The following is a 26,673-nucleotide window of genomic DNA, read 5'->3' as shown; positions in this document are numbered from 1 at the left end:
TGGCGGTCCTCACGGCTCGAAGCGGTAGCCCATGCCGGGTTCGGTGAGGAGGTGTTTGGGGCGGGCGGGGTCGGCTTCGAGTTTGCGGCGGAGCTGGCCCATGTAGAAGCGGAGGTTGCCGCCGGCCGTCTCGTAGCCGGGGCCCCAGACCTCGGTGAGGAGCTGGCGCTGGGACATCAGCTTGCCGGGGTTGCGGACCAGGACCTCCAGCAGGTGCCACTCGGTCGGGGTGAGGCGGATGTCCTCGCCGGTCTCCAAGGTGACCCGTTTCGCGGCCAGGTCGACGACGGCGCCGCCGACCGTCACGACCGGCTGGTCCTGGGCGATGTTGCTGCGCCGCAGTACGGCGCGCATCCGGGCCAGCAGCTCATCGATCCCGAACGGCTTGGTCACGTAGTCGTCCGCGCCGGCGTCCAGCGCCTCGACCTTGTCGGTCTGGTCGGTCCGCCCGGACAGCACCAGGATCGGCGCGTCGGTCCAGCCGCGCAGCCCGCGGATCACCTCGACGCCGTCGAAGTCCGGCAGCCCGAGGTCGAGGATCACCAGCTCCGGCGGGTGCTGCGCCGCGACCTTCAACGCCGACGTACCGGTACCGGCCAGGTGCACTTCGTACCCGCGCGCCTTCAGATTGATCTGCAACGCCCGCACGATCTGCGGCTCGTCGTCGACGACTAACACCCTCGTCACTCTTGCTCCGATCGTTCGCGGGCGCCGGGGACCGGTGCGTCGGTGGGGCGTACGGCGGCGGTCGGCATCGACACCACCATGGTCAGTCCACCACCTGGGGTGTCCTCGGGCTGCAATGAGCCGCGCATCGCCTCGGCGAGTCCGCGGGCGAGCGCCAGTCCGAGCCCGACGCCGACGGTGTTGTCGGTGTCGCCGAGCCGCTGGAACGGCGCGAACACCCGGTCCCGGTCCGCGCGCGGAATGCCCGGACCGCGGTCGATCACCCGGATCTCCACGGTGGCGCCGAGGGCGCTGCCGGTGACCAGCGGCGGGCGTCCAGGCGGCGAGTACCGGATCGCGTTGGCCAACAGGTTCGCGACCACGCGTTCCAGCAGCGCCGGGTCTGCCTCGACCAGCGGCAGCGTGTGCGGGATGTCGACCGTGACGGGATCGGAGTCGTCGCCCAGCTCCCCGAGAACCCCGGGCAGGATCTCGTCCAGCGCCATCGGCCGGGTGAACACCGGCAGTACGCCGGCCTGCAACCGACTGAGGTCGAGCAGGTTGTCCACCAGTCGCGACAGCCGGTCGAGTGACTCGTCCGCGGTCTCCAGCAGCTCGGCGCGCTCGGAGTCGCTCCACTCCACATCGTCGCTGCGCAGTGAAGTCACCGACGCCTTCGCCGACGCGAGCGGGGAACGCAGGTCGTGGCCGACCGCGCGAAGCAACGCCGTACGCAACTTGTCGGCCTCCGCGAGCGGCTTCGCCTCCGCCGCGGCCTCACTCAGCCGGGCGGTGTCCACGAGCGCCGCCGCGTGGGCGGCGAACGCGCCGACCAGACGTCGCTCGTCGGCCTCCAACTGGTGGCCTTGCAGCACCAGGACCAGGTCGTCGCGGGCGGGGATCTCCGCGTCGGCCTCCTCCGGCCGGGTGCAGGTCAGCACCCCGGCCGAGGCGAGCGGCCGCCAGACCTCGGTCAGCTCGTCGTCGTCCACGCGCTCCATCAGGCACGCTCCGCTCATCCCGAACGCCTCGCGAACCCGCTCGAGCAGAGCGGGCAGCGCGGTCTCGCCACGCAGTACCGAACCGGCCAAGGTCGCCAGCGTCTCCGATTCCGCGGCCGCCCGGGCCGCCTGTCTGGTACGTCGTGCCGCCCGGTCGACGACCGAACTGACCATCGCCGCGACCAGGACGAAGATCAGCAACGCCAGGGCGTTGTTGAGCTCGGCAATCGTGAACGTCCGCCGCGGTGGGGTGAAGAAGTAGTTGAGGACCAGCGATCCGCCTACCGCCGTCACCATCGCCGGCCACATCCCGCCGACCAGCGCGACCACGACCACCGCGAGCAGAAACGCCAGTACGTTGCTGGTCAGGTTCAGCGTGTCGCCACCCAGACCGAGGACGAGCGCGAGCACCGGCGGCAGCACGACCGCCAGCACGAAGCCCTGGATCCGCCGCCGCCGGGACAGACTCCCCCGCAGCCGCGGCAGCCGCCCACGCCCCATCTGCGAGTGCGTGACGATGTGTACGTCGATATCGCCGGACTCACGGATCGTGCTCGCACCGATCCCGGGCCCGGTGAACAGCGAACCGAACCACGACCGGCGACTGCCGCCGAGGACCAGCTGGGTCGCGTTCTCGGCCTTCGCGAACGCCAGCAGCGCGGCCGGGATGTCGTCGCCGACCACCTGGTGGTAGGTGCCACCGAGCTTCTCGACCAGGTTCCGCTGTCCGGCGAGCTCGCTCGGGTTGGCCCCGGTCAGACCGTCGGACCGCGCGACGTGGACGGCCAGCAGGTCCCCACCGGACGACCGGGCCGCGATCCGGGCCGCGCGGCGGATCAGCGTCTCGCCCTCCGACCCACCGGTGAGCGCGACCACGACCCGCTCGCGGGCCTCCCAGGTCGAGTCGATGGCATGCTCCGCGCGGTACTGCTGCAGGCCCGCGTCCACCCGGTCCGCGAGCCAGAGCAGCGCGAGCTCCCGCAGCGCCGACAGGTTGCCGACCCGGAAGTAGTTGCCCAGGGCAGCGTCGATCTTGTCCGCCGCGTACACGTTCCCGTGGGCCATCCGCCGGCGCAGCGCCTCCGGCGTCATGTCGACCAGCTCGATCTGGTCCGCGGCCCGCACCACCCGGTCCGGCACCGTCTCCTGCTGCGGTACGCCGGTGATCTTCTCGACCACGTCGTTGATCGACTCGAGGTGCTGGATGTTGACCGCCGAGATCACGTCGATCCCGGCGGCCAGCAGCTCCTCGATGTCCTGCCAGCGCTTCTCGTTGCGGCTGCCCGGAACGTTGGTGTGCGCCAGCTCGTCGACCAGGGCGACCTCGGGCCGCCGGGCCAGGACCGCGTCGACGTCCATCTCGGTGAAGCTCGCGCCGCGGTAGTCGATGATGCGCCGCGGTACCGACTCCAGCCCGTCGAGCATCTCCGCGGTGTGCTCCCGGCCGTGGGTCTCGACGAGCCCGACCACCACGTCGGTGCCCCGGGCGAGACGGCGCTGCCCCTCGCCCAGCATCTTGTACGTCTTCCCGACACCGGGCGCGGCCCCGAGATACACCCGCAGATGCCCGCGCTTCATATCAACATGCTCTCAGCTGGCAGCCAACGCGGCGTTCAGCGTCACCACATTGACGTACGGTTCGCCCAGGAAACCGAGCGTACGGCCGGTCGTGTTCTCCTTCACCAGCTCCTCGACCCGGTCCACCGGGAGCCCACGCTCGCGGGCGACCCGGTTGACCTGCAGGGCGGCGTACGCCGGGCTGATGGCGGGGTCCAGACCGCTGCCACTGGCCGTGACCGCGTCGGGCGGAACCTGCGACGGGTCGACGCCCTCGAGCTTGGCGACCTCCTGCCGGCGCTCGTCGACCAGCTTGACCAGCTCGGGGTTGTTCGGCCCGTACTGCGAGGCCGCGCTGCCCATCGCGTCGTAGTCGACCGCGGACGGGCGGGTCTGGAACCACTTCGGGTCGGCGACCATGATCGCCTTGCCGTCGGCGTCCTTCTTCCCGCTGTCCATCGTGTACGCCTGACCGATCAGGCCGGACGCCACCGGCTTGCCGTCGACCTTGATGATCGAACCGTTGGCGTTGCCGTGGAAGAGCACCTGGGAGACGCCGGTCATCACCAGCGGGTAGGCGATCCCCAGGACGACGGTGAAGACCAGGAGCACCCGGACCGCCACGCCGAACTGACGGAAACTGCTTGTCATTGACAACAACCTTTCAGCGCAGACCGGGGATCATGGAGATCACCAGGTCGAGAAGCTTGATGCCGACGAACGGCGAGATCAGGCCGCCGACGCCGTACACCAGCAGGTTCCGGCGGAGCATCGCCGAGGCGGACGAGGGCCGGTACCGGACGCCGCGCAGCGCCAGCGGGACCAGCCCGATGATGATCAGCGCGTTGAACACGATGGCCGACACGATCGCCGACTCCGGCGAGTGCAGCCCCATGATGTTCAGCTTGTCCAGACCGGGGTACGCCGCGGCGAACAGCGCGGGCAGGATCGCGAAGTACTTCGCGACGTCGTTCGCGATCGAGAACGTGGTCAGCGAACCGCGGGTGATCAGCAACTGCTTGCCGATCTCGACGATCTCGATCAGCTTGGTCGGGTTGGAGTCGAGGTCGACCATGTTGCCGGCCTCCTTCGCGGCCGACGTCCCGGTGTTCATCGCCACGCCGACGTCGGCCTGTGCGAGCGCCGGCGCGTCGTTGGTGCCGTCACCGGTCATCGCGACCAGCCGGCCGCCTTCCTGCTCCTTCTTGATCAGCGCCATCTTGTCCTCGGGCGTCGCCTCGGCCAAGAAGTCGTCGACCCCGGCCTCGTCCGCGATCGCCTTCGCGGTCAGCGCGTTGTCGCCGGTGATCATCACGGTCCGGATGCCCATCGCGCGCATCTGGTCGAACCGTTCTCGCATGCCTTCCTTGACGACGTCCTTCAGGTGGATGACGCCGAGCGCGCGGGCCGTGCCGTCGATGCTCTCGGCGACGACCAGCGGCGTACCGCCGGAGGCCGAGATGCCGTCGACGATCTCACCGAGCAAGCTGTCGGTGGTCCCGCCGTGCTGACCGATCCACGCGTTCACCGCACCCGCGGCGCCCTTGCGGATCTGCCGGTTGTCGACGTCCACGCCGCTCATCCGGGTCTGCGCGGTGAACTCCACGAACGTTGCGTGCGGCAACTCTCCGGTGTGCCGCTCCCGCAGGCCGTGCCCGGTCTTCGCCAGCACGACGATCGACCGGCCTTCCGGCGTCTCGTCCGCGAGGCTCGACAGCTGCGCCGCATCGGCCAGGTCGGTGTCGGTGACGCCCTGGACCGGGATGAACTCCGCCGCCTGCCGGTTGCCCAGCGTGATGGTGCCGGTTTTGTCCAGCAGCAGCGTGTTCACGTCGCCGGCGGCCTCGACCGCGCGGCCGGACATCGCCAGTACGTTGCGTTGCACCAGCCGGTCCATGCCGGCGATGCCGATCGCGGACAGCAGCGCGCCGATCGTGGTCGGGATCAGGCAGACCAGCAGGGCCACCAGGATCACGATGTTCAGGTTCACCTTCGCGTACGCCGCGAACGTCGGCAGCGTGATCGTCGCGACCAGGAACACGATGGTCAGGCTGGCCAGCAGGATGTTCAGCGCGATCTCGTTCGGCGTCTTCTGCCGGGACGCGCCTTCGACCAGCGCGATCATCCGGTCGATGAAGCTCTCACCGGGTTTGGTGGTGATCTTCACGACGATCCGGTCCGACAGCACCTTGGTGCCGCCGGTGACCGCGCTGCGGTCGCCACCGGACTCCCGGATGACCGGGGCCGACTCGCCGGTGATCGCCGACTCGTCGACACTGGCCACGCCCTCGACGACGTCACCGTCGCCGGGAATGATCTGGCCGGCCTCGACGACGACCAGGTCGCCGAGCCGCAGCTGGGTGGCCGGGACTGCTTCTTCCTGGTCACCGACCAGCCGGCGCGCGGTGGTCTCGGTCTTGGCCCGGCGCAGCGTCTCGGCCTGGGCCTTGCCACGGCCCTCGGCGACGGCTTCGGCGAGGTTCGCGAAGATGACGGTCAGCCAGAGCCAGACGACGATCCACCAGACGAACACGCTGGAATCGGTGACGGCGAAGATCGTCGACGCGACCGCGCCGACCTCGACGACGAACATCACCGGGTTCTTCCACATCACCCGCGGGTCGAGCTTGCGCAGCGCGTCCGGCAGCGAGGTGAGCAGCATCTTCGGGTCGAACAGGCCCGAGGGTGCCTTCTTCGAGGTAGCCGCCGGTTGCGAGACGGGCGGCGTCGTCAGCGTGGTCACAGTCCCTCCGCGAGGGGTCCAAGTGTCAGAGCGGGGAAGTACGTCAGGCCCGTGACGATCAGGACGGTTCCGACCAGCATCGTCACGAAAAGCGCCTTGTGGGTGGGCAGCGTGCCCTGGGTCACCGGCACCGGCTGCTGCTGGGCGAGCGAGCCCGCCAGCGCCAGCGCGAACACAATCGGTACGAAGCGGCCGAGCAGCATCACCAGACCGAGCGCGGTGTTGTAGAACGGGATGTTGCCGCTCAGCCCACCGAATGCGCTGCCGTTGTTGTTACCGGCCGAGGTGAACGCGTACAGCACCTCGGAGAACCCGTGCGGGCTGTCGGTGTTGAAGATCGAGGCCCGCGCCACCGCGAGTCCCATCGCGATCGACGCACCGGCCAGTACCAGGGTCGGCGTCGTCAGGATGTACAGCGAGACCAGCTTCATCTCGCGTGCAGTGACCTTCTTCTTCAGGTACTCCGGGGTGCGCCCGACCATCAGGCCCGCGACGAACACCGCTAGGACGGCGAGGATCAGCATGCCGTAGAGGCCGGTGCCCGTACCGCCGGGTGACACCTCACCGAGCATCATGTGGAACAGCGCCGTACCGCCGCCCAACGGGGTGAACGAGTCGTGCGCGGAGTTCACCGCGCCGGTCGACGTCCCCGTGGTGGAGGTGGCGAACAGTGCCGAGGCCCATTCGCCGAAGCGGGTCTCCTTGCCCTCCATCGCGGCGCCGGCGGCCTGCGTCGCCGTACCGGCGCCGAGGTTCTCGAAGAGCGTCGCGGAGAACGTGAAGGCCGCCCACAGCACGCCCATCACGCCGAGGATCGCGTAGCCCTGCCGCTTGTCCTTCACCATCAGGCCGAAGGTGCGGGTGATGCACACCGGGATCACCAGGAGCAGGAAGATCTCGAACAGGTTCGACAGGCCGTTCGGGTTCTCGAACGGGTGCGCGGAGTTGGCGTTGTAGAAGCCGCCACCGTTGGTACCCAGCTCCTTGATGACCTCCTGGCTGGCCACCGGGCCGCCGGGAACGGTCTGGGTCTGGCCGACCACCGAGGTCAGCTCGTGACCGCCGGAGAAGTTCTGGACGACGCCCATCGCGACCAGCGCGAGCCCGCCGACGACCGCCATCGGCAGCAGGATCCGTAGCGTGGTCCGGGTCAGGTCGACCCAGAAGTTGCCCAGCCGGTCGGTCTTGGACCGCGCGAAGCCACGGATCAGGGCGATCGCGACGACGATGCCGACGGCGGCGGACAGGAAGTTCTGCACCGCGAGGCCGGCGAACTGGACCAGGTGGCCCATCGTCACCTCGGGCGAGTAGTTCTGCCAGTTGGTGTTCGAGACGAACGACGCGGCGGTGTTGAAGGCGAGACCGGACGGAACGTTCGGCAGTCCGAGCGACAGCGGCAGCCAGTGCTGCAGGCGCTGCAACAGGTACAGCAGGACGACGCTGAGCGCGGAGAACGCGAGCAGCGACCGGGCGTACACGGCCCAGGTCTGGTCGGCCTTCGAGTCGACGCCGAACAGTTTGTAGGTCATACGTTCGACCCGCAGGTCCTTGTCGGACGTGAAGACGCGGGCCATGTACCCGCCGAGCGGCCGGTAGACCGCCGCCAGGCACACGATCAGGAAGCCGACCTGCAACAGGCCGGCCGCGGTGTCGGACATCAGAACCTCTCGGGAAAGATCAGGGCGGCGATCAGGTAGAGGACCAGAGCAGCGGCCACGACCAAGCCGGCGATGTTCTCGGCGCTCACAACTTCTCCACTCCACGCAATGCGGACCAGACGGCCGCGAACACGACGACGGTGAGTGCGAGGTAGACGACGTCACCCACGACGACACGACCTCAGGGCGAATGTGCTCATGGGTTCCACTGGACACCGTTGGCTGCGCGGTCAGGAGGGTTCTCGCAGGCCTCTCACACCCGCTGACGCAGCTCTCACAGGCTTCTCACATACTTACGGCTGGCATTCCCACCGACAGACAAGGGAAGAACAACCACGTGACCGAGATGGACATCACCGCCCCTGCAGAGCAGTTCTTCTCCGCGGACTCCCGGACCGCCCTCGCCGAGGCGAGCCGGAAGCTGGCCGAGCGCCTCCAGGCCCACACCGAGGCGCTGCTCGCGATGACGGGCGACGAGGACCACTCCACGCTCTTCGAGCACAACGCCGCGCTCGAGGGCGTCGTCGAGGACTGGAACGACGCCGTCTTCGAACACACCGGTACGACGCCGCTGCTGCTCGACGAGCCGGCCGACGACGAGGACGACGAAGAGACCGAGCCGGACCACGTGATCAGCGTGGTGTCGCGGTTCGACCTGCGCGTCGTCGAACTGGACGAGCTGCTCGAAGCCGGCCGCGCCGCGCAGGAGCGGCACCCGGCCGAGCTGGACGAGTCCGGCGACCGCGACCCGGTCGACACCGCCGAACAGGCCATCTACGAGATCAGCCGCGAGGTCGGTGAAGCCTGGTTCGAGCTGCCCGGCACCGAACTGATCGCGGGCGCCCGCGCGTACGTCGTACCGGAGGCTCCGTTCGAGGCGCTGGACGCCGACGCGGAGGACGTCGTCACCGAACTGATCGCCCCGAACGGCGTCGCCACGCACGCCGAGACCTGGGCCCAGACGAGCTAGAGCGAGACTGAGCGGCCCGGCGTCCGGTGGTTTCGGGCGCCGGGCCGCTGTCTATACCAGTAGTTCGCCGTCGAGCACGGTCACCGCGGTACCACCGAGGAGGACGCGGTCGCCGGCGGCGGTGACCTGGAGTACGCCGCCGCGCGCGGACACCTGGTGGCCGACCATCGCGTCCCGTCCGAGGCGCTGCGACCAGTACGACGCCAGCGCGGTGTGGGCGCTTCCGCAGACCGGGTCCTCGGGGATCCCGGCGGCCGGCGCGAAGAACCGGGAGACGAAGTCGTACTCGGCATCGGCCGGCGCGGTCACGATCGTGCCCCGGTTGCCGTGGCGCCGGTTGAGCGACTCCAGCCGGACCAGGTCCGGAGTAACGGCCCGCACCGCGTCCTCGTCGGACAGCACCACCAGGAAGTCGGTCAGCGGACCGGTCCCGTAGAGCTCGTCCGGCTTCGCCCCGAGCGCCTCCACCAGCCCGTCCGGTACGTCGATCTGCGTCACCGGGGAGATCGGGAAGTCCAGAGTGATCCGGCCCGCGGCAACCGAAGCCGACAGGATGCCGCTCCGGGTGCTGAACCGGACATGGTCGGTGACCAGACCGTCCGATACCAACGCATGCGTGGTGGCCAGGGTCGCGTGACCACACATGTCCACTTCGATGGTCGGGGTGAACCAGCGCAGGTCCCAGTCCGCGCCGGGCGTCTCGCTCGGGCGCGTGAAGGCCGTCTCCGCGTGCTGCATCTCCGCAGCAACGCTCTGCATCCAGTTCACGTCCGGCCAGTCACCGGCCCCGAGGACACACACCCCCGCCGGGTTGCCCGCGAAGGCCCGCTCCGTGAACGCATCCACCACCCGAATCCGCATGCCCCCGACGCTAACCGTCGCGGCAGACCGGGCTCCATAACCACTTCGGCACCGAGTGGCCTCTGAACCGGCCCGGCGATCCAGCCGTGTCGGCTATGTCCCGTATTCCTATCGAGGGGGAAAGTGTGATGTCAGTTCGTTCGAAACGCCGTCCGATCGCGGTCGCGACCGCACTGGTCGGTGGCCTGGCCCTGGTCGCTCCAGCGATCCCCGCCAGCGCACACCGGGCCCAGCAGCTCGACGTACGGCAGGTCAACCTGGTGTCCGACCAGAAGGGGAAGGCCGCGTTCCAGGATCCCGACCTGGTGAACTCGTGGGGTCTGGCGCTCGGCGCGAGCACCCCGCTGTGGTCGGCCAACAACGGCTCGTCGACCGCCACGGTGTACTCCGTCCCGGCGGGCTCGAGCACGGTCACGAAGCTGCCCATCCGGGTGACGGTGGGTGCACCGACCGGGCAGGTGAACAACCCCGGTCCCGGGTTCGTCCTCAGGAACAAGACGACCAGCGCACCGGCCAACTTCATCTTCGCCACCGAGGAAGGCAAGATCGCGGCCTGGAGCAGGGTGGTCGACTCGCCGACCGGCCCGGCCGAGGTCAAGGCCAGCACCCGCGGTGCGGTCTACAAGGGCCTGGCGCTCGCGTCGACCAGGAGAGGTGACCGGCTGTACGCCGCCAACTTCTCCCAGCACCGGATCGACGCCTTCAACAGCAGGTTCGCTCCGGTGAGGCTGCCGAAGGGGGCGTTCCGGGACCACCGCGTGCCGAAGAGTTTCGGTCCGTTCAACGTGCAGACGCTGAGGGACCGGGTCTTCGTCACCTACGCGAAGGTCAACCCGAAGACCAACGACGAGGTGGACGGCCGCGGTCTCGGTTTCGTCGACGAGTTCTCGGTCGACGGCAAGCTGATCACCCGCGTCGCCTCCCGCGGCACGCTGAACGCGCCGTGGGGTATCGCACAGGCTCCCAGGGCCTGGGGCCAGCCCAGGGGCACGCTGCTGGTCGGCAACTTCGGCGATGGTCGGATCAGCATCTTCCAGCCGAAGTCACACGGTCGGTTCGCGTTCGCGGGCCTGGTCCGTGACACGCACGGCCGGACTCTGGTGATCGACGGTCTGTGGGCCCTCCTGCAGGGCACCGCAACCACCGGCGGCACCGATGCCCTCTGGTTCTCCTCAGGACCGGGCGGCGAGAGCCACGGTCTGGTCGGTCTCCTCCGGATGCCGTGACAACCCACCTCCACCCGCCGGCGGACGAGTCGGCGGGTGGAGGACTCACGCTCCCAAGGTCTTCTCGAACCAATGGTCGGCGTACGGCTCTGTGTTGAACGCGGCAACCTCGGCGTACCCCGAGGTGCGGTACAGCGCGATCGCCTCGGTGAGCGTGCGATTGGTCTCCAGGCGTACGGCGCTCGCGCCGTACGCGCCTGCCTCGCGCTCGAGTTCGTGCAGCAGGCGCCGGCCGAGCCCGAGACCGCGCGCGTCGGGTGACACCCACATCCGCTTGATCTCGGCCGGTTCGGCACCGTGCAGCTTGAGTGCCGCACACCCGACCGGCTCCGAGTGCAGCGTTGCCAACAGCAACAACCCGGCGGGCAGCGTCAACTCCGCGTGGTCGGCCGAGATGCTCCGGGTCTGATCGAAGCCGCTCTCGAACCGCCGTCCGAGTTCACCGAAGTACGACTCCAGGCAGTACTGCGCGGCCGGCGAGCGCGGATCGACGATCTCGACCCGAACCATCGATGCCGTCAGCAACCGGTTCACCTCGTCCATCGCCGTGACGAGCCGCTTCTGCTGGCGTTCGTCGAGCGGCTCGAGGATCGAGGCCGCGAGTTCGTCCGAACGCTCGTCCAGGACCTGCCGCTCCGCGAGTCCTTCCGGCGTCAACCGGGCGATCCGCACCCGCGCATCCGCCGTACTGCGTTCGACGCGAACCAGCCCGGCACTCTCCAGCGAGCGCAAGAGTCGACTCAGATAGCCGGAGTCCAGATCGAGCTGGGCGCGCAGCGAGCGCACGTCGCACCCGTCCGCACCGATCTCCCACAGCACCCGGTCCGCACCCAAGGGCCGGCCGCGCGCCAGATAGTCGTCCTGCAGCGCCCCGACCCGCAGCGTGACGAGCCGGTTGAACCGCCGTACCACCCCAACGCCCATTCTCTGACTCTAGTCAGAGAATGGGCGGGCGACAGTCAGTCGATCGGGCGCAGCTCGTCGGCGTACGAGACCGAGACCCGGCGGAGTACGCCGTCCTTGACCGAGTACTGCCCCATCCGCCACAGCGGCGGGCTGTAGGCGTGGACCGTGACGCTGCCCTTGTCGAGACCGGTCAGGCGGTGGATGTGGTCCGGGCCGAAGCCGTAGACGTCACCGGCGACGACCTCGGTCTCGATGGATTCGGTCCCGATCGCGAGGTTGTGCTCGACCAGCTTGCCCTTCGCGACCGCGACCGCACCGGAGGAGACGTCGTGGTCGTGCCAGCCGGTGTCGTTGACCGGGGTCCAGCAGATCAGCCAGACGTCGACGTTCGCGTCGCGGTGCAGGGAGGCGAAGACCCGCTCCTCGTCGCTGTACGCGACCTGGTCCTCCCACAGATGCGGCTGCGCGGCGATCGAGGCGGCGAGCTCGGACAGCTCGTCGGGCGTCAGGTCGCGACCGGGAAGGTCGTCCAGCGACAGACAGTTGTTCAGCTCCACGAGCCGGCTGGCCTGGCGCGCCGGAACGTCGGGTACGTCGATCGGCTGAGCAGTCACTGCACTCCCCTCTCAGGAGTAGTCGTCCCGGCGTTTCCGAAGAGCAGCCGGTACGGGTTGTCATGGCGGATCACCGCGGTCGCGGCGTCGCCCTGGCGAAGGTCGGTGGTGTCGGCGTACGGCCGGTCCGTGCCGTGCACGACCTGGTCGATACCGAGCACCCGCGCGACCGCGTCGATCCCCTGCGGGCCGTAGCTCGAGGTGTCGACGTACAGGTTGGGGTCGATGGTGCCGAGCCGGCCGCCGCGCGCGGTCAGCCGCTCGTGGTGCACCGGCGCCAGACCGGCCGCGGCGACGAAGCACAACCGCAGGGCCGGGTACGAGCGTCGCCCGCCGAAGGCATGCCACGCCCACCACGCCGCCTGCAGCTGCGTCGTGTAGTCCACGACCGGCGCCCACCAGCCCGGCGCATCGGTCGTGCGCGCCGCACCGGGATGCACGAGGATCGGCTTACCCAACCGCTCCGCGAGGCGCAGCAGTTCGGCCTGCGCTTCCCACGCGGTCGGCGTACCGAGGACGTGCGCCGGGAGCTGCAGTCCGAGAAAACCCTTGTCCAGCAGGGATTCCAGCCCGGCCGTGTCCGGATCGAGCAGGTCCACGGAGGCCCAGGCGCGGAACGGTGCGGGGAACTCCGCCGCCCCGTCGTGCCACGCGGCAAGCAGTTCGGCATCCCCGAGCTCCTCGACACCCAGCGGACTCGACAGCGACACGGCGGCCAGTCCGGTCCCGGCGTCCTGCTCGAGTGCGACCCGCTTGCCGATCTCGTGCGCCGCCGGGTCGACGTCGTACGGGGCCTCGGTCGTGGTGTGCAGCGTCCAGCCGTCCAGGTACGGCGGTTCGCGGCGGGCGCGGAGCCGGTCGACGAACGCCTCCGGCCACAGGTGCTGGTGGACGTCGATCATCGGCCCCTCCCTTCACCGGGGTTGTCAGCGCGGGTTTGATCAGATTGAAGCGCTTCAGGATGTCTAGAGTGAAGCGCTTCAAAGGTGCCGTTGTCAAGTTTTTGTCCGCCGGCCCGGCTAGGGTCATGGACATGTCCGGAACCGGCCGGAGGCCCACCCTCAAGGACATCGCCGCCGAGACCGGGCTCTCGATGGCCGCCGTGTCGTACGCACTGCGCGGCCTGCATGGGACCCCCGAGACCAGACAGCGCGTCCAGGACGCCGCCGAGCGCCTCGGCTACCAGGCCGACCCGGTCGCCCGCGCGCTCGCCTCGGGCCGCAGCGGCTCGGTCGGTGTCCTGTGCGCGTCCCTCGAAGATCTCTGGCAGCAACGCGTCGCCGCCGCGCTCGGCCGCGAACTGCTGGCCCCGGACCGGAACGCCTGGATCATCGACTCGGCCGGCGACGCCGACAGGCAGCTCGAGCTCGCGCAGCACCTGGTCGACCATCGCGCCGACGCGATCGTGGTGATCCCGATCAACCCGGCCGCCAAGGGCTGGGCGACGATCGCGGAGCAGGCGCCGGTGATCGCGATCGGCGACGCGCTGCCCGGCGCGAAGGCGAAGTCCGAAGTGATCATGGACAACGAGTCCGGCGTGAGTACGGCGCTGCGCCGCCTGGCCGACGCCGGTCACCGCGATATCGCCGTACTGAGCCCGACCCGCCGCCTCGAGGTGGAACGCCCTGCCGAGCAGATCGCCCAGCGGGTGGCCGGCGACCTCGGACTGACGATCCGCCTGCTGCAGTGCCCGCACGACCTGGCCGGCGCGACCGAGGTCGCCCGGGCGCTGCTCACCAGCACCCCGCGCCCGACCGGCATCCTCGCGCTCGCCGACTCGATGGCCTTCGGCGTGTACGCCGCGAGTCGGGAGCTCGGCCTGCGCATCCCGGACGACCTCTCGCTGCTCGGCTACGACGACCAGCCGATGTCCCAGCTGCTCACGCCCCCGCTGTCGACCTTCCACTGGCCGCTCGACGACCTCGTCAGCCACGTCGTCTCCCGCGTGACCTCCGCCGTCGACACCAACCGCCGAGTTCGCCGAACCACCCTCACCCCCACCCTGATCGAACGCGGCTCGGTCACCGCCCCGCCCACCCACTGAGCGCGACGACCACCGATCCACGAGAGCTCCCACGCCCTCGAAACTAAACTAATCCACTACACTTACCCCCCATAGTCCACCATCCGGACCCCACCATCGCGGTCATGGTTTGAGGCCATTGAGGCCTACCGAGGTGCTGATCAGGCGGTCGCGGAGGGTGGGCGGGAGCTTGGGGAGGATCGCGCCGAGGGTGCGGGCTTCTGCGACGGCGTACCGGCGTCGGGGTCGGCGGGCCTCGATCGCGCGGACGATGGTCTCGGCGACCTTGTCGACGGGGCCTGGCTTGAAGCGGGCCATCGCCTTCTCGTACGCCTCGAGGTGCGCCTGATACAACCCGACCCGCTCGCGGTCCGCCCGCTGCAGCGCGGCGTCCGCGGCCGCGCCGGCGCGCGCGAAGATCTCCGTCTCGGTCGTCCCGGGCTCGACCACCACCACCGGGATCCGCCACACCGCGAGCTCGAGCCGCAGCGCGTTCGACAGCGCTTCCAGCCCGGCCTTGCTGGCGGACAGTGCCCCGAGCAACGGCATCGCGACCCGGCCGGTCGGAGCACTCACGTTCACGATCCGCCCCTGGCCGGCCCGGACCAGCGGCAGGAACTCACGGATCACCGTCGCCGGCCCGAGCGTGTTGACCTCCAGCTGACGACGCCACTCGTCGGCGGGCACCAGCTCCAGCGGACCCTGCACGATCACCCCGGCGTTGTTGACCACCGCCCACAACCCGTCGACCTCACCCGCGACCCGCTTGGCCGCCGCCGCGACGCTCTCCGGATCCGCCACGTCCAACGGCAGCACCCGCACGCCCGGCTCGAACTCGGCCCGTCCGCGCGCTCCGGCGTACACCGTGAAACCCCGGCGTCGCAGCAGCCGCACGGTCGCCGTACCGATGCCGCCGGTCGACCCGGTGACGAGCACCGCCCGTTCCTCCGTCATATCGACTCCCCAGCTTGAGATGTTCTTTAGGACATGTCCCTAGGGACATATTTGAGCATGCACATGTCCGTAGGGACATGTCAAGATGGCGTACGGCGAAACATCGAGGAGGCGGTATGTCGTTGCGGCACGGGCTGCTCGGGCTGCTCGCGGAAGGGCCGGCCAGCGGGTACGACCTGGCCGGGCGGTTCACCGAGGTGCTCGGTTCGATCTGGCCGGCCCAGCACCCGAAGATCTACGCCGAGCTGAACAAGCTCGCCGCCGAGGGGCTGGTGGAGGTCGAGAGCGAGGGCCCGCGGCGACGGAAGGCGTACCGGATCACCGACGCCGGGGTGGCGGAGGTCAAGCGCTGGCTGACCGAGGTCGACGTCGACCACACGATGCGGTTGCAGCCGCTGCTGCGGTCGTTGTTCTTCTGGATGATGGACACCGACGAACTGCAACGGCACCTCGAGACCGAGGAGCGCTACTACCGCGAACTCGCCGACCATTACCGCGACTACGCCGACCGTAAGGACCGCGGGGAGTTCGGCTACAGCGAGCAGACCCAGTCGATGCGCGTCACGATCGAGGCCGGTGTCCGCCTCTACTCGGCCCTCGCCGACTGGGCCCAGTGGGCGCAAACCGTGCCGCCGGCCAAGCCCGGCAAGAAACGGCGCTGAACGCCGGAAGGCCGGTCGAGGGGTGCTCGACCGGCCTTCGCGGGGTACTGCGGGGGGTGCTGCGGGTTACTTGGTGCCGAAGACCTGGAGTTCGGTCATGTCGGTGAACTGGCAACCGCCGAACGCGCCGTCGGGGCAGTTCGTCTTGAAGTCCGGAACCTGCGGGCTGAGCATCCAGAACCGGACGTACTGGACACCGGTCGCGTTGCCGGTCGGGGTGACCAGGTTGTACTTGCCCCGGTTCGCGGCGGCGAAGGTGCCCTCCGCCGCGGTGGCCCAGGTGGTGCCGTCGGCCGAGGTCTCGATCTTGTACTGACCGGTCGACGCGCTGCCCGGGTCGCCACACGTGTTCGACGGGTCCACGTTGAAGTTGCTGACGTTGACCTTCGCCGGCAGCTTGATGTCGACGTGCTTGGCGATCATCGTGTTGGTCGGCGTGCCCTTGTCGTCACCGGTGGTGCTGCCCCAACCGGTGCCCTGGGCGTTGTCGATCGCGAAGTCCGGACCGCACTGCGGGCTGAAGTCCGGACCGTTGAAGCCGGCCACGGTGCCGCCGCCGGACGAGGCCGCCCAGTTGCGACGCGGTACGAAGTTCGCCTTGGTACCCGGGGTGACCTTGACCGACTGGACGATCAGCTCGTAGCCCGGAGCGGACACGACGATCTTCGGGTACGTGCCCGGCGCGACACCGGTGATGGCGTAGTTGCCGTTGGCATCGGTCGTGCCGGCGTAGTCACCCGCGTAACCGGAGGAGTGACCGCCGATGTAGACCAGCGCACCGGCCACCGCGGCACCGGTGTCCTTGTCCTTCACCGTGCCGCTGAGCGTGGTGGTCGCACCCGTCGGCGGCTTGTGGAAGTCCTCGACCGGGTAGGCGTCGCCGCCGTCGACGACACCGGCGTACCAGCCCATGCCGCGGTTGGCGAAGACGGTCCAGATCGTGTCGGCGTTCTTGCCGCCACTGGCGACCAGGTCGGCCTGGACGATCGCGTTGCGCATGTCGAGCATCGTCGGGTCGGACGGCGAGAGCTCCATCGCCCGGGTGATGATGCTCATCGCGTAGCTGCGGCCGAAGCGCTCGCGGAGGTCCCACAGCGTCTGGGCCCAGACCTCACCGGAGGCGTGCACCTCGGGCGCGCCGCCGATCGTCGGGAAGTCGGCGTAGGTGTAGCCGCCCTTCGAGCCGTCCGGCTGGACACAGTTCGCGCTGACCGCCTTCACGCGGCAGTCGATCGCCTGGGTGCGGATGGTGCCACCGCCGGTCACGTACTTGCCCTCGAGGACCTCACCAGGAGCGGTGGTGTCCTTCTCCAGGCCGTGGGAGACCAGGTAGTCGAGCGCGTAGAAGTCGCTCCAGGCCTCGCCCATCGAGCCGGCCTGGACGCTGTTCAGCGTCGAGTTGCCGGTGGCGTCGACGACCAGGCGGTTCGACAGACCGTGGGTGTACTCGTGGTACAGGATGTCCGCGGAGTTGGCGCCGCTGGACGGGACCAGGGGCTCCTGCTCGTCGGTCAGACCCGGGTAGTGCCACAGGTACATCTGCATGGTCGGCGGAGTGCCGTCCGGCGGGGTGTTCATGTTCGCGTTGTCGATGTGGTTGGCGTCGGGGCCGCCGTTCGCGGCGGTCGCCGCCCCGTCCAGCGCGTTCAGCAGCACCGGGTCGCCGTCCGCGGCATCGAACGAGCCGGCCGCCGGGGTGAAGCTGATCGGCGGCTTCGCCAGCCAGTCGTGGAAGTTGCTGGCCAGGTAGAACGCGTTCGTGACGTCCTGGTTCATGTTCGTCTTCCAGGAGTCCGGCTTGGCCGGGTCCCAGGTGCAGATGAACGAGGCCGAACAGAGCGTGGACGAGTTCTGGAAGGTGGTCAGCTTGTACTCGGCGCCGGTCTTGGTGCCGGGCACCTTGACCGTCTCGCCGGCGTTCGGCTGGTTGTCGTCGTTGAGGTCGGCCCAGGCCGCGACCGACGAACCGTCCAGGAGGGTCTTGGCGTTCTTCGGCAGCCACTTGTTGTAGATCAGGTTCTCGACCCGCTGGGTGCCGCCCTTGGGCGCACCGGGGTAGTTGTCCTGGACGAGGGCGTCTCCGACGCCCGCGCTGGACAGGTTGCGGCGGTAGAGGAGGCCGCCGGTCTGCGCGTCGATGACGTGCGTGTAGACCTTGGTGCCGCCGGCATTGACGTAGGTCATCCAGCCCTTGCGCAGCCCGTCGGCGGTGTGGAACCACACCTGCTTCGCGGTGTCACCGTTGCTGAAGGTGGTGTTCACGCCGGAGGACTTCGCGGTCGCGGTCTTCGCGGTCGCGCCGATGTCCTCGATGGCGGCGCTGCGGGCCGCGTTCGCGGACAGCTTCGGGGCCGCGGCGTTGGACCGGGTCTGCGCGGCCGAGGTCAGCCCGGAGACCGGGGAACCCATCAGCGAGACCAGCTCACCGTGCTTGGTGACGTTGGCCTTCAGGCCGTTGCCGAAGACCTCGACGCCGTCGACCACCTGGGACCACGAGATGTGGTGGGTGCCGAGGTCGTCGACGTAGTCCTTGCGCAGCTGCAGCGTCGCCAGGTCCGCGTCGGAGAGCTTGAAGACCTCGGGGTGCGCCTTGACGTAGCCGAGCGCGATCTCGGTCGCCTTCTTGCCGCTCTTGCCGGTGAGGAAGCCGTTCAGCTTGGTCACCTGGGCCGGCGTACCGGTGTTCGGGTCGAGCTCGACGACACCCTGGGCGCCGAGCGAGTTGCGGAACTTCTCCGACGCCGCCGACTCCTTGCCGGCCACCTTGGCGGCCCGCGCGTACGTCGTCTTGGCGTTCGGCGTCCGGGCGTCGTAGAAGCCCTTCTGCTCCTTGCCGGTGAAGTTCTCCGACTGGGCGGACTTGCCCTTGTCGGGACCGGCGGTCTGCGCGGCGTCCGCGCCACCGGCGGTCATGGCCAGCACGGTGGCGGCCGCGGAGACGGCGGAGACTGCCAGGAGCCCCCGCCCTCTGCGTGATGTGGTCACAGCAAATCTCCATGGAGTTCGTGTGTCTGCGGATCGCCCTCCACGACCCGTCCCGGGGGCTGACATTAAGCCCGCCGGGGCTCCCGGGGAAGAGAAATCTCCGGAATGCCCTGGAGTCGAGGGTTGTCCTTCGTGCTCGGAACAGTACCGGTAGTGATCGGAATGTTGCGCACAGCCACCATCCGATCACTACCGGTGTCGCTGGATCAGAAAGCGCCGGCGCCGTTCGGCGTACCGAGGCCGGTCGGGCCGTCCCAGCCGGCCCGGGCGTTGCACCACTGGGTCGTCGGGCAGGTGCCGTTGCTGCCGCTGGTCACGTCGAACAGCGAGCCCGGGTGCGCGTACGGCGCGGCGTTCGCGTACCCGGCCGTGTTGCCGGACAGCGCGTAGACCGCGGCGATGATCGGCGCCGCCTCACTGGTGCCACCGAACTGCGCCCACGTCGACGCCGTCTTGCTGGTCGGGTAGTAGATCGCCATCCCGCCCTTGCCCGGGTCGGCGGCCGCGGAGACGTCGGCCATCGCTCGCTTCGAGCATCCGGTGTCGAACGAGGACGCCGCGCTCAGAGCCGCGTTGTACGTCGAGCAACCCGAGCCGGCGCCGCTCCACACGCTCTCGCTCCAGCCGCGCGAGTTGCTCGCGGCAACCAACGACGTACCGCCGACGGCCGTCGTGTACGCCGAGGACGCGGGATAGCTGCCGCCCTGGTACCCGTTGTCGCCGGTGGACGCGGTGACCGCGATCCCCGGGTGGTTGTAGTAGCTGCCGTACGTCGTGTCGTCCGCGTCGCCGCCGCCGTAGCTGTTCGAGATCGCCACGACGCCGGGCTGCTTCGCGGCCGTCTGCACCGCGGTCCCGAGATCGGCGAAGCTGGCCGACTTGGCCTGGACGACGACGATCTTCGCGTCCGGCGCCGCGGCCGAGACCGCGTCGACGTCGAGCGCCTGCTCGCCGGCCCAGCCGACGTTGAACTTCGGCAGCGAGGTCCCGCCGGTCTGGTTGATCACGCGCAGGCAGCCGTTGGCCGTCGTACAGTCGCCGAGGCCGAACTGCTTGCGGTAGACGCCGAGATCGCGCTCCAGGTTCGGGTAGCCGTACGCGTCGACGATCGCGACGGTGCGGCCTGCGGCCTTCAGGCCCTTGAGTTTGTACGCGTCCTGCAGGCCGGTCGGGGTGAGTCCGGTGGCCGGCGGCGCGGTGGACGTCGGGGCGACGCCCTTGTCGTTGACGAGTTTGATCGCGTCACACACCGCGGTGTGCGCGGACTTGGTTGCCGAGCACACCTTGGCGGCGTGCTTCCCGGCGGTGTAGGGGGTCGGGCCCGTGACGGCGCCCGACGCGGTCAGTGCGGGGGCGGTCAGTCCGACGACGGCGAGTGCGCCGGCGCCCAGGGCGGACACGAGAATCCGTTGCCTCAACAGGACTCCTCGAGGTTGGGCAGGCCTCCGCGTGCAGTCCGTTCGGCCGGCTGGGCGGAGGCCGGCGGTTGTGGGGGTCCTCGCATCGTCCGTCCGTCGCGGTCCCGGAGGCCAGCGGTCGGACCGCTGACAAATGTCATGGGTGGACCCGTGACACCCGCCCCGGCCGGATCCGGTTTTCCGCCTGGTGGCGCGGCCCGCGAGCCACCAGGCGGGAGTGAAGGATTCCCCCTGAGTTTCCGGGCGTCCGACCCTTGACACGGTTTCGGCCGCCGGGGCTATGCTGCCGGGAACTTCTGAGAAATCGATTTCCCCGCTCTGGAGGAACGGTCATGGATCAGCCCCTGCTCAATCGGCGACGCTTCCTCCAGGCCACCGGTGGTACTGCGCTGGCCGCCACGCTGGCCGGGTGTGGTGGTGGCAGCAGTGGCGGCGGTGGGTCCTCGTCGAAGGAACTGTCGTTCGTCTACATGGGCACCGCCGAGCAGCAGGCGACCTGGAACAAGCTGTTCGCGAAGTTCACCGAGCAGCACCCGGAGATCAAGCTCAAGGCCGAGGGCATCCCGCTGTCGAACTGGGGCGACTTCTTCAACAAGCTGTCCACCCGGATCGCCGGCGGTCAGGTCCCGGACGTCATCCAGATCGCCACCGAGGGCCAGCGGCTGTTCGCGTCCAAGGGCCTGCTCGCACCACTCGACGACTACATCAAGAAGGACCAGTCGACGATCGACGAGTACTACGCCGACATGGACCCGAACCTGATCGAGTGGGACAAGAAGTACGCCTCCACCGACGGGAAGACGTACTACCTGCCGGGCGAGTTCAACACGATGTGCATGTGGTACTCGAAGGATCTGTTCGCGAAGGCCGGCGTACCGGAGCCGACGGCGAAGTGGACGTGGGACGACTTCCGGCACGCGTGTGAGCAGATCAAGGCCAAGACCGGAGCCTTCGGGTACGCCGCGGACTCGGCGTACTTCGCGGCGATCATGCCCTGGCTGCTCACCAACGGGACCAGCAGCTTCAGCGAGGACTGGTCGAAGCCGACGTTCGACGACCCGAAGGCGATCGAGGCGGCCGAGTTCAACCGGAAGCTGGTGGCCGACAAGCTGTCGCCGCCGCCCGGCGGCACGTTCGACGCGTTCACCGCGGCCGCGCAGGGCAAGCTGGCGATGTTCGGTGGCGGCCGCTGGCCGATCATCAGCATCCGGAACCTGAAGGCGACCACGAAGATGGGCATCGTGCCGTGGCCGACCAAGGTCGAGCAGGGCTCACCGGTGGGCTGGAACGGGTACCCGATCCTGAAAGCGTCGAAGAAGAAGGACGACGCCTGGACGTTCATCAAGTTCCTGATCTCCAAGGAAGGCTCGTCGACGTTCGCCCAGCTCGGCGGCACCATCGTCCCGGCCCGGAAGTCGATCGCGAACAGCCAGTCGTTCCTCACCGACGCGCCGAAGGGGACGGAGTACCTCTACCAGGCGCTCAGCTACGCGACGCCGATCCCGTCGCCGGACAAGGGCGCCGCGATCCAGAAGGCGATCGAGGACGGCTGGAAGCAGGTCCTGACCGGTAACGCCGCGCCGGGCGACGCGCTCGGCAAGGCGCAGACCACGCTGGAGGGGTTGGTCTGAAACCCCAGCGTCGGGACTGGTTGCCGGGCTACCTGTTCATCAGCCCGGCCGTCCTGCTCTTCCTGCTCTTCGTCGCGCTCCCACTGGTCGCCGCGTTCGGCCTCAGCCTGTTCCACTGGGACCTGCTGAGTACGCCGGAATTCGCCGGCCTCGACAACTTCAAGCAACTGGTGTCCGACTCCGCGACCATTCGCGCGGTGATCAACACCTTCGTCTTCGCGCTCGCCTCGGTGGTCACGCACATCGGCGTCGGCATGCTGCTCGCGCTCGGCGTCCACCGGACGATGACCCGCGGAACGAAGTACTTCGTCCGGACCGCGTACTTCTTCCCGTTCCTGATCTCCTGGGCCGCGGTCGCGCTGATCTGGAAGTACGTCCTGGATCCGGCTTTCGGCCTGGCGAACTTCTACCTCTCGGCGACGACGAACTGGCTGGCCTCGCCGACCTGGGCGCTGCCGACGCTGATCGTCGTGGACTGGTGGCACACGATCGGGTACACGTTCATCATTCTGCTGGCCGGCCTGCAGACCGTGCCGTCGCAGTTGCTCGAGGCGGCCCGGGTCGACGGCGCGAACGCCTGGTGGCGGTTCTGGGGCGTGACGCTGCCGGTGATGTCGCCGACGATCTTCTTCGCGACCGTGATCACGTTCATCGGCGCGTTCCAGATCTTCGACCCGATGGTGATCATGACCCAGGGCGGCCCGGACGGCGCCACCCGGAGCATCGTGCAGTACACCTACGAGAAGGGCTTCCAGTCCTTCGAGGTCGGGTACGCCGCGGCACTGTCGCTGGTGCTCTTCGTGGTGATCATGATCGTGACCGGCCTCCAGTTCCGCCTCAGTCGACGGTGGGTCCACCAGTGAAGGGCAAGCTGCTCGATCTCGTGCTGGTGCTCGGTGGGGTGTTGATGATCGCGCCGCTGGTCTGGCTGATCGTGAACGCGTTGTCGGAGCCGATCGACGCGTTCCAGCTGCCGCCGCGGTGGATCCCGAGTCCGCCGACGCTGCAGAACTTCCAGCAGGTGCCGGGGCTGATCCCGTTCGCACAGATGGCGTGGAACAGTCTGCAGATCGCGGTGATCACGACCGCGGGCGCATTGCTCACCAGTGCGCTGGCGGCGTACGCGTTCAACCGGCTGCGGTTCCCGGGGCGGGACCAGATCTTCTCGGCGCTGCTGGCGGCGCTGGTGGTGCCGGTGCAGCTGACCGTCGTACCGATCTTCATCATGATGCGCTGGCTGCACCTGGTCGACACGACAGTGGCGATCTGGCTTCCGGCGTTGGTGAACGTGTTCGGGATCTTCTTCCTGCGGCAGTACATCTCGTCGATCCCGCGGGAGCTGGACGAGGCGGCGATCATGGACGGCGCCGGGCACTTCTGGATCCTGTTCCGGGTGATCCTGCCGCTGGCGCGGCCGGGGCTGACCGCGCTCGGGATCTTCGTGTTCGAGGCGTCCTGGAACAACTTCTTCTGGCCGTACATCTTCCTGTCGTCACCGGAGAAGATGACGCTGCCGGTCGGCCTGGTGTCACTGCAGGGCGCCGTCGGCGGCGGTCCGGCGGTCGTCCTGTTCGCCGCGATCACGATGGTGGTGCTGCCGATCCTGGTGCTGTTCCTGATCTTCCAGCGCTCGTTCATCGCGTCCATCGCGTCGACTGGCCTCCGCGCATGACCGACCACCTACCGACAGCCTTCAAAGCCATCTGGCACGAACTCCCCCTGCTGGCCGCGTCCGGAGCCCTCGTCTGTACGGCGTCCGCGCTGGTCGTACTGCTCCTGCCAGGGGTCACCCCGCTCAGCGTTCTCCTGCTCGCAGTCTTGGTCGGGCCAGTGTGGGCCGCCGTCATCGCGACGACCGACTCAGTGGTGCGCCGCGACCGCGGCGGCGTACTGCTGTTGCTACGGCACCTCAAGCAGCACGGTCTGGCCGGCGCTGCCGTGGCCATCGTTCCCGGTGCGGTCGCCGCTCTGGCGTTGCTCAACTGGCATCTGTACACCGGCCCGGTCTTCGCCGTACCGCTCGCTGTGAGCTGCTGTGCGAGTGTCCTGCTGCTGTTGGCTTCCTGCTACGCGTTCAGTCTCCGTGTGAGCGGTGGACTGCGTGGCAAACAGCTCTGGTTCACCGCACTGCACCTGGTCTCGCGAGCACCGCTCGTACCGCTGGGGGTGCTCGCACTGGCTTTCGTCGCTGTGCTCGTCGGTACCTCCGTGACTGCCTCGCTGCTGCTGCTCGCCCCCGGCCCGGTGGCGTTGTTCGCCTCCGCAGGCACCTGGACTTCCTATGGGACGGAGAACCATGCACTACACCGGTGACAACCTTCGACACTTCGCACTGCCGCTGGGAGGTCTCGGTACCGGCACTCTCGCCCTCGCGGGCAACGGTGCGCTGCGTCAGTGGCAGCTGCACAACGTCGGCAACCACGAGGGCCACGTACCGGACAGCTTCTTCGCACTGCGTCTCTCCCGCATCGAGCCGCCGCTGGACGAGGTCCGGCTGGTGCAAGGTCCGCCGGCAGATCCCTCCGACACTCCGCTGGTGACCGACGACGTGGTCCCCGCCGGCGAGCAACGACTGCACGAGCTCCTCCGGCCGATCGGTTCGACGAAGGTGACTGCCACTTATCCACAGGCACATGTGGACTACGACACCGATCTCCCGATCGAGATCGGTCTGGACGTCTTCAACCCGCTGGTGCCGTCGGACGCCGCCGCCAGCTCGCAGCCAGTCGTCGCGTTCACCTTCACGCTCCGCAACCCAGGCGAGATCGCCGTCCACGGCAAGTTGGCTGCCGCGCTGCAGAACTCCGTCGGCTGGGACGGTGTCAGCCCGATCGACGGGGTCGCGTGCAGCCTGCACGGCGGCAACACGAACCGCGTCCGCCGTACCAGCGAGTCGACCGCGCTAGTCCTCGAGAACGGCTCGCTGCCCGCGGACCACCCGGGTGCCGGTCAGCTCGTCCTGGCGAGCGACGGCGCGGACGCGTTGGCGCACCCGCAATGGTCCCGCCCGGACGAATTCGTTGCCTTCCTCAACGGTCCGGTGACGCCGGCGAGTGGGGCGAGCGCGCCGGGCAGCACGTGGAACGGTGGGTTGGCGGTGCCGTTCGACCTGGGCCCCGGTGAGACCACGCAGGTCCGGTTCCTGATCGCGTGGCACTTCCCGAACCGATATGTCGACTTCAACCAGTTCGGCCCGCATCCGGAGTACGGGCACAGCCGGTTCTGGCTGGGCAATGCCTACACCGCACGCACGCCCGACGCGGTCGCCGCGGCCGAGGCGTTCCTGCCGCGGTGGGACGAGCTCCGGGACCAGACCGCTCGGTGGACTGAGGCGTTCGAGTCGAGCAGTCTGCCGGGTGAGGCCGGGACCCGACTCGCTGCACTGGCGGCCGACGTACGCAGTCCGACTGTCTTTCAGACAGCGCAGGGCGACGTACTCGGGTTTGAGGGTGTGCTTGGCGCGTCGACGGTGATGTGGGGCGGTAGGTACGGCGGCTCGTGTCCGCTCAACTGCACACACGTGTGGAACTACGAGCAGACGCTGTCCCGCCTCTTCCCGTCCCTCGAGCAGAACATGCGCGACACGGAGTACGACGTGATGCAGGCACCGGAAGGGTACATCCCGCACCGGGTGCGCGCACCGCTCTACATGAGGCAACTGTGGGACGTGGTGATCGGCGGACCGGAAGAGCCCGCGCTGGACGGGATGCTGGGCAACGTACTCAAGACGTACCGCGAGGTGCGTCAAGGAGCCGGACTGGAATGGCTGGCGCACCGTTGGCCTAACGTGGTCCGGCTGCTCGACCACATCCACGGCAAGTGGCTACGGGACGGCGTACTGCGGGGTATCCAGCCCAGCACGCACGACATCGACCTCTGTGGCGTCAACTCGTTCATGGGCACGCTGTGGCTTGCTGCGCTGCGTGCCGCCGAGGAGATGGCGTTGCTGCTCGGTGAGGACGCCAAACCCTTTAGGGCACTCTTCGAGACCGGCAGCACGGCGTACGACGAGTTGCTGTTCACCGGCGAGTACTACCGGCAGATCCTCGACCCTGACGAGACACGCGACTTCCAATGGGGTGACGGGTGCCTCGCTGACCAGCTGATCGGTCAGTGGTGGGCACACCAGCTCGACCTCGGATACCTCCTCCCCGAGGACCACGTGAAGACCGCGCTGCGCAACGTCGTACGGCACAACCTGCGTACCGGCTTCCAGGACTTCGACCACCCGTACCGCGTCTTCGCGGACGGCGACGACACCGGTCTCCTGATGTGCACCTGGCCGCACGGCGGTCGCCCCGACATCCCCACGCGGTACTGCGACGAGGTGTGGACCGGCTCGGAGTACCAGGTCGCGGCGCACTGCCTCTACGAAGGACTCACTGACGAAGGAATGTCCATCCTGCAAGGCCTCTGGGCTCGGTACGACGGCACGCGCCGCAACCCGTTCAACCCGATCGAATGCGGCGACCACTACATCCGCAACGCCGCCGGCTGGTCCGTCCTGGAAGCCCTCACCGGCTACCGCTACAACGCAATCACCAGCACGGTCAGCTTCGCGCCACTGGCCCTCAGCCGAGCGTCGGACGACTGGAACTTCCCGTTCACGACGAACACCGGCTGGGGTGTGGCGACGCGGGCCGGCGCCACTCTCACCATCGACTGCAAGTCAGGCCATCTCGACCTGCAAGCCGTCCACGTCGACGGCACGGTGCACCCGGTCGACAGCCCCATCCACCACGGGCAGCCGTTGGTGATCACCACCTAGACATGGAGGAGTGCCGGCCGCCCGGCAACG

General features: G+C 68.7%; 22 protein-coding genes. 9 read left to right on the top strand and 13 right to left on the bottom strand.

Going from position 1 to position 26,673, the window contains the following annotated elements; genetic code table 11:
• Positions 1-9: 9 nt before the first annotated feature.
• The 6 genes from AC0662_RS24360 to kdpF all read right to left on the bottom strand — a co-directional run bounded on the left by AC0662_RS24360 (position 10) and on the right by kdpF (position 7,714).
• Complete coding sequence (locus AC0662_RS24360; RefSeq protein ID WP_452204308.1) at positions 10-687, bottom strand: response regulator; 678 nt, start codon at positions 685-687, stop codon at positions 10-12.
• Positions 684-3,245, bottom strand: coding sequence for a sensor histidine kinase (locus AC0662_RS24355; RefSeq protein WP_478303386.1), 2,562 nt, complete (start codon positions 3,243-3,245; stop codon positions 684-686). The genes AC0662_RS24360 and AC0662_RS24355 overlap by 4 nt, the downstream gene beginning before the upstream one ends.
• 12 nt (positions 3,246-3,257) lie before the next feature.
• Positions 3,258-3,881 carry a K(+)-transporting ATPase subunit C gene (kdpC, locus tag AC0662_RS24350; RefSeq protein ID WP_478303437.1) on the bottom strand — a complete coding sequence of 208 codons (624 nt, stop codon included), beginning with the start codon at positions 3,879-3,881 and terminating at the stop codon, positions 3,258-3,260.
• A 7-nt stretch (positions 3,882-3,888) separates the two neighbouring features.
• A complete protein-coding gene (gene kdpB / locus AC0662_RS24345; RefSeq protein ID WP_478303435.1) occupies positions 3,889-5,901 on the bottom strand; it encodes a potassium-transporting ATPase subunit KdpB in 2,013 nt (670 codons plus the stop codon).
• Between the two features lie 62 nt (positions 5,902-5,963).
• Positions 5,964-7,625 carry a potassium-transporting ATPase subunit KdpA gene (gene kdpA, locus AC0662_RS24340; protein ID WP_452204305.1) on the bottom strand — a complete coding sequence of 554 codons (1,662 nt, stop codon included), beginning with the start codon at positions 7,623-7,625 and terminating at the stop codon, positions 5,964-5,966.
• Complete coding sequence (gene kdpF / locus AC0662_RS24335; protein ID WP_137256202.1) at positions 7,625-7,714, bottom strand: K(+)-transporting ATPase subunit F; 90 nt, start codon at positions 7,712-7,714, stop codon at positions 7,625-7,627. Before kdpF ends, kdpA begins: the two co-directional genes overlap by 1 nt.
• 257 nt (positions 7,715-7,971) lie before the next feature.
• On the opposite strand from kdpF, the gene AC0662_RS24330 reads away from it, so the two are divergent.
• Positions 7,972-8,595, top strand: coding sequence for a hypothetical protein (locus tag AC0662_RS24330; RefSeq protein WP_478303433.1), 624 nt, complete (start codon positions 7,972-7,974; stop codon positions 8,593-8,595).
• Positions 8,596-8,646: 51 nt separating this feature from the next.
• On the opposite strand, the gene AC0662_RS24325 is transcribed toward AC0662_RS24330, so the two are convergent.
• Positions 8,647-9,456, bottom strand: a complete 810-nt coding sequence (locus AC0662_RS24325) for a PhzF family phenazine biosynthesis protein (protein ID WP_478303384.1) — start codon at positions 9,454-9,456, stop codon at positions 8,647-8,649.
• Positions 9,457-9,584: 128 nt separating this feature from the next.
• Here AC0662_RS24325 and AC0662_RS24320 point away from each other — a divergent pair, with 128 nt between their 5' ends.
• Positions 9,585-10,682: a TIGR03118 family protein gene (locus AC0662_RS24320; RefSeq protein ID WP_478303382.1), complete on the top strand. Its 1,098-nt coding sequence runs from the start codon at positions 9,585-9,587 to the stop codon at positions 10,680-10,682.
• A gap of 45 nt (positions 10,683-10,727) precedes the next feature.
• On the opposite strand, the gene AC0662_RS24315 is transcribed toward AC0662_RS24320, so the two are convergent.
• From AC0662_RS24315 to AC0662_RS24305, 3 genes are read right to left on the bottom strand one after another with little or no spacing between them, the layout of a single operon-like run.
• Entirely contained in the window at positions 10,728-11,606 is an 879-nt protein-coding gene (locus AC0662_RS24315; RefSeq protein WP_478303380.1) for a GNAT family N-acetyltransferase, read from the bottom strand.
• A 35-nt stretch (positions 11,607-11,641) separates the two neighbouring features.
• The gene (locus AC0662_RS24310) at positions 11,642-12,202 is read right to left on the bottom strand and encodes a cysteine dioxygenase (RefSeq protein ID WP_452204301.1); all 561 of its coding nucleotides are present in this window, start codon (positions 12,200-12,202) and stop codon (positions 11,642-11,644) included.
• Positions 12,199-13,104: an amidohydrolase family protein gene (locus AC0662_RS24305; RefSeq protein ID WP_478303378.1), complete on the bottom strand. Its 906-nt coding sequence runs from the start codon at positions 13,102-13,104 to the stop codon at positions 12,199-12,201. Before AC0662_RS24305 ends, AC0662_RS24310 begins: the two co-directional genes overlap by 4 nt.
• Before the next feature lie 131 nt (positions 13,105-13,235).
• Here AC0662_RS24305 and AC0662_RS24300 point away from each other — a divergent pair, with 131 nt between their 5' ends.
• Positions 13,236-14,246 carry a LacI family DNA-binding transcriptional regulator gene (locus AC0662_RS24300; RefSeq protein ID WP_478303376.1) on the top strand — a complete coding sequence of 337 codons (1,011 nt, stop codon included), beginning with the start codon at positions 13,236-13,238 and terminating at the stop codon, positions 14,244-14,246.
• A gap of 102 nt (positions 14,247-14,348) precedes the next feature.
• On the opposite strand, the gene AC0662_RS24295 is transcribed toward AC0662_RS24300, so the two are convergent.
• Entirely contained in the window at positions 14,349-15,179 is an 831-nt protein-coding gene (locus AC0662_RS24295; RefSeq protein ID WP_478303374.1) for an SDR family NAD(P)-dependent oxidoreductase, read from the bottom strand.
• A 116-nt stretch (positions 15,180-15,295) separates the two neighbouring features.
• Here AC0662_RS24295 and AC0662_RS24290 point away from each other — a divergent pair, with 116 nt between their 5' ends.
• Positions 15,296-15,841 (top strand): helix-turn-helix transcriptional regulator, encoded by a 546-nt coding sequence (locus AC0662_RS24290; RefSeq protein ID WP_452204297.1) that lies wholly within the window; start codon positions 15,296-15,298, stop codon positions 15,839-15,841.
• Positions 15,842-15,907: 66 nt separating this feature from the next.
• On the opposite strand, the gene AC0662_RS24285 is transcribed toward AC0662_RS24290, so the two are convergent.
• Positions 15,908-18,826 (bottom strand): M36 family metallopeptidase, encoded by a 2,919-nt coding sequence (locus AC0662_RS24285; protein WP_478303371.1) that lies wholly within the window; start codon positions 18,824-18,826, stop codon positions 15,908-15,910.
• Positions 18,827-19,032: 206 nt separating this feature from the next.
• Positions 19,033-20,244, bottom strand: a complete 1,212-nt coding sequence (locus AC0662_RS24280) for a S53 family peptidase (protein ID WP_478303369.1) — start codon at positions 20,242-20,244, stop codon at positions 19,033-19,035.
• A 332-nt stretch (positions 20,245-20,576) separates the two neighbouring features.
• On the opposite strand from AC0662_RS24280, the gene AC0662_RS24275 reads away from it, so the two are divergent.
• Genes AC0662_RS24275 through AC0662_RS24255 form a run of 5 tightly spaced genes read left to right on the top strand, consistent with a single transcriptional unit; the run spans position 20,577 to position 26,643 of the window.
• Complete coding sequence (locus AC0662_RS24275) at positions 20,577-21,875, top strand: extracellular solute-binding protein (protein WP_452204294.1); 1,299 nt, start codon at positions 20,577-20,579, stop codon at positions 21,873-21,875.
• Positions 21,876-21,895: 20 nt separating this feature from the next.
• A complete protein-coding gene (locus AC0662_RS24270; RefSeq protein WP_452204293.1) occupies positions 21,896-22,738 on the top strand; it encodes a carbohydrate ABC transporter permease in 843 nt (280 codons plus the stop codon).
• Positions 22,735-23,547 (top strand): carbohydrate ABC transporter permease, encoded by an 813-nt coding sequence (locus AC0662_RS24265; RefSeq protein WP_452204292.1) that lies wholly within the window; start codon positions 22,735-22,737, stop codon positions 23,545-23,547. Before AC0662_RS24270 ends, AC0662_RS24265 begins: the two co-directional genes overlap by 4 nt.
• Positions 23,544-24,188, top strand: coding sequence for a hypothetical protein (locus AC0662_RS24260; protein WP_478303367.1), 645 nt, complete (start codon positions 23,544-23,546; stop codon positions 24,186-24,188). The genes AC0662_RS24265 and AC0662_RS24260 overlap by 4 nt, the downstream gene beginning before the upstream one ends.
• Positions 24,157-26,643: a GH116 family glycosyl-hydrolase gene (locus AC0662_RS24255; RefSeq protein ID WP_478303365.1), complete on the top strand. Its 2,487-nt coding sequence runs from the start codon at positions 24,157-24,159 to the stop codon at positions 26,641-26,643. Before AC0662_RS24260 ends, AC0662_RS24255 begins: the two co-directional genes overlap by 32 nt.
• Positions 26,644-26,673: the final 30 nt, after the last annotated feature.

The organism is Kribbella sp. NPDC043289 (genome assembly GCF_056436705.1).
The sequence above is the reverse complement of the archived record's forward strand: the minus strand, read 5'-3'. Positions and strand labels throughout refer to the sequence as shown.

What these genes read in the sequence shown, in the direction of transcription:
- AC0662_RS24305 (WP_478303378.1), bottom strand. Translation starts at nt 13,104, where the DNA reads ATGATCGACGTCCACCAGCACCTGTGGCCGGAGGCGTTCGTCGACCGG.
- AC0662_RS24260 (WP_478303367.1), top strand. Translation starts at nt 23,544, where the DNA reads ATGACCGACCACCTACCGACAGCCTTCAAAGCCATCTGGCACGAACTC.
- AC0662_RS24255 (WP_478303365.1), top strand. Translation starts at nt 24,157, where the DNA reads ATGGGACGGAGAACCATGCACTACACCGGTGACAACCTTCGACACTTC.
- AC0662_RS24275 (WP_452204294.1), top strand. Translation starts at nt 20,577, where the DNA reads ATGGATCAGCCCCTGCTCAATCGGCGACGCTTCCTCCAGGCCACCGGT.
- kdpA (WP_452204305.1), bottom strand. Translation starts at nt 7,625, where the DNA reads ATGTCCGACACCGCGGCCGGCCTGTTGCAGGTCGGCTTCCTGATCGTG.
- AC0662_RS24300 (WP_478303376.1), top strand. Translation starts at nt 13,236, where the DNA reads ATGTCCGGAACCGGCCGGAGGCCCACCCTCAAGGACATCGCCGCCGAG.
- AC0662_RS24295 (WP_478303374.1), bottom strand. Translation starts at nt 15,179, where the DNA reads ATGACGGAGGAACGGGCGGTGCTCGTCACCGGGTCGACCGGCGGCATC.
- AC0662_RS24315 (WP_478303380.1), bottom strand. Translation starts at nt 11,606, where the DNA reads ATGGGCGTTGGGGTGGTACGGCGGTTCAACCGGCTCGTCACGCTGCGG.
- AC0662_RS24320 (WP_478303382.1), top strand. Translation starts at nt 9,585, where the DNA reads ATGTCAGTTCGTTCGAAACGCCGTCCGATCGCGGTCGCGACCGCACTG.
- AC0662_RS24330 (WP_478303433.1), top strand. Translation starts at nt 7,972, where the DNA reads ATGGACATCACCGCCCCTGCAGAGCAGTTCTTCTCCGCGGACTCCCGG.
- AC0662_RS24355 (WP_478303386.1), bottom strand. Translation starts at nt 3,245, where the DNA reads ATGAAGCGCGGGCATCTGCGGGTGTATCTCGGGGCCGCGCCCGGTGTC.
- AC0662_RS24290 (WP_452204297.1), top strand. Translation starts at nt 15,296, where the DNA reads ATGTCGTTGCGGCACGGGCTGCTCGGGCTGCTCGCGGAAGGGCCGGCC.
- AC0662_RS24325 (WP_478303384.1), bottom strand. Translation starts at nt 9,456, where the DNA reads ATGCGGATTCGGGTGGTGGATGCGTTCACGGAGCGGGCCTTCGCGGGC.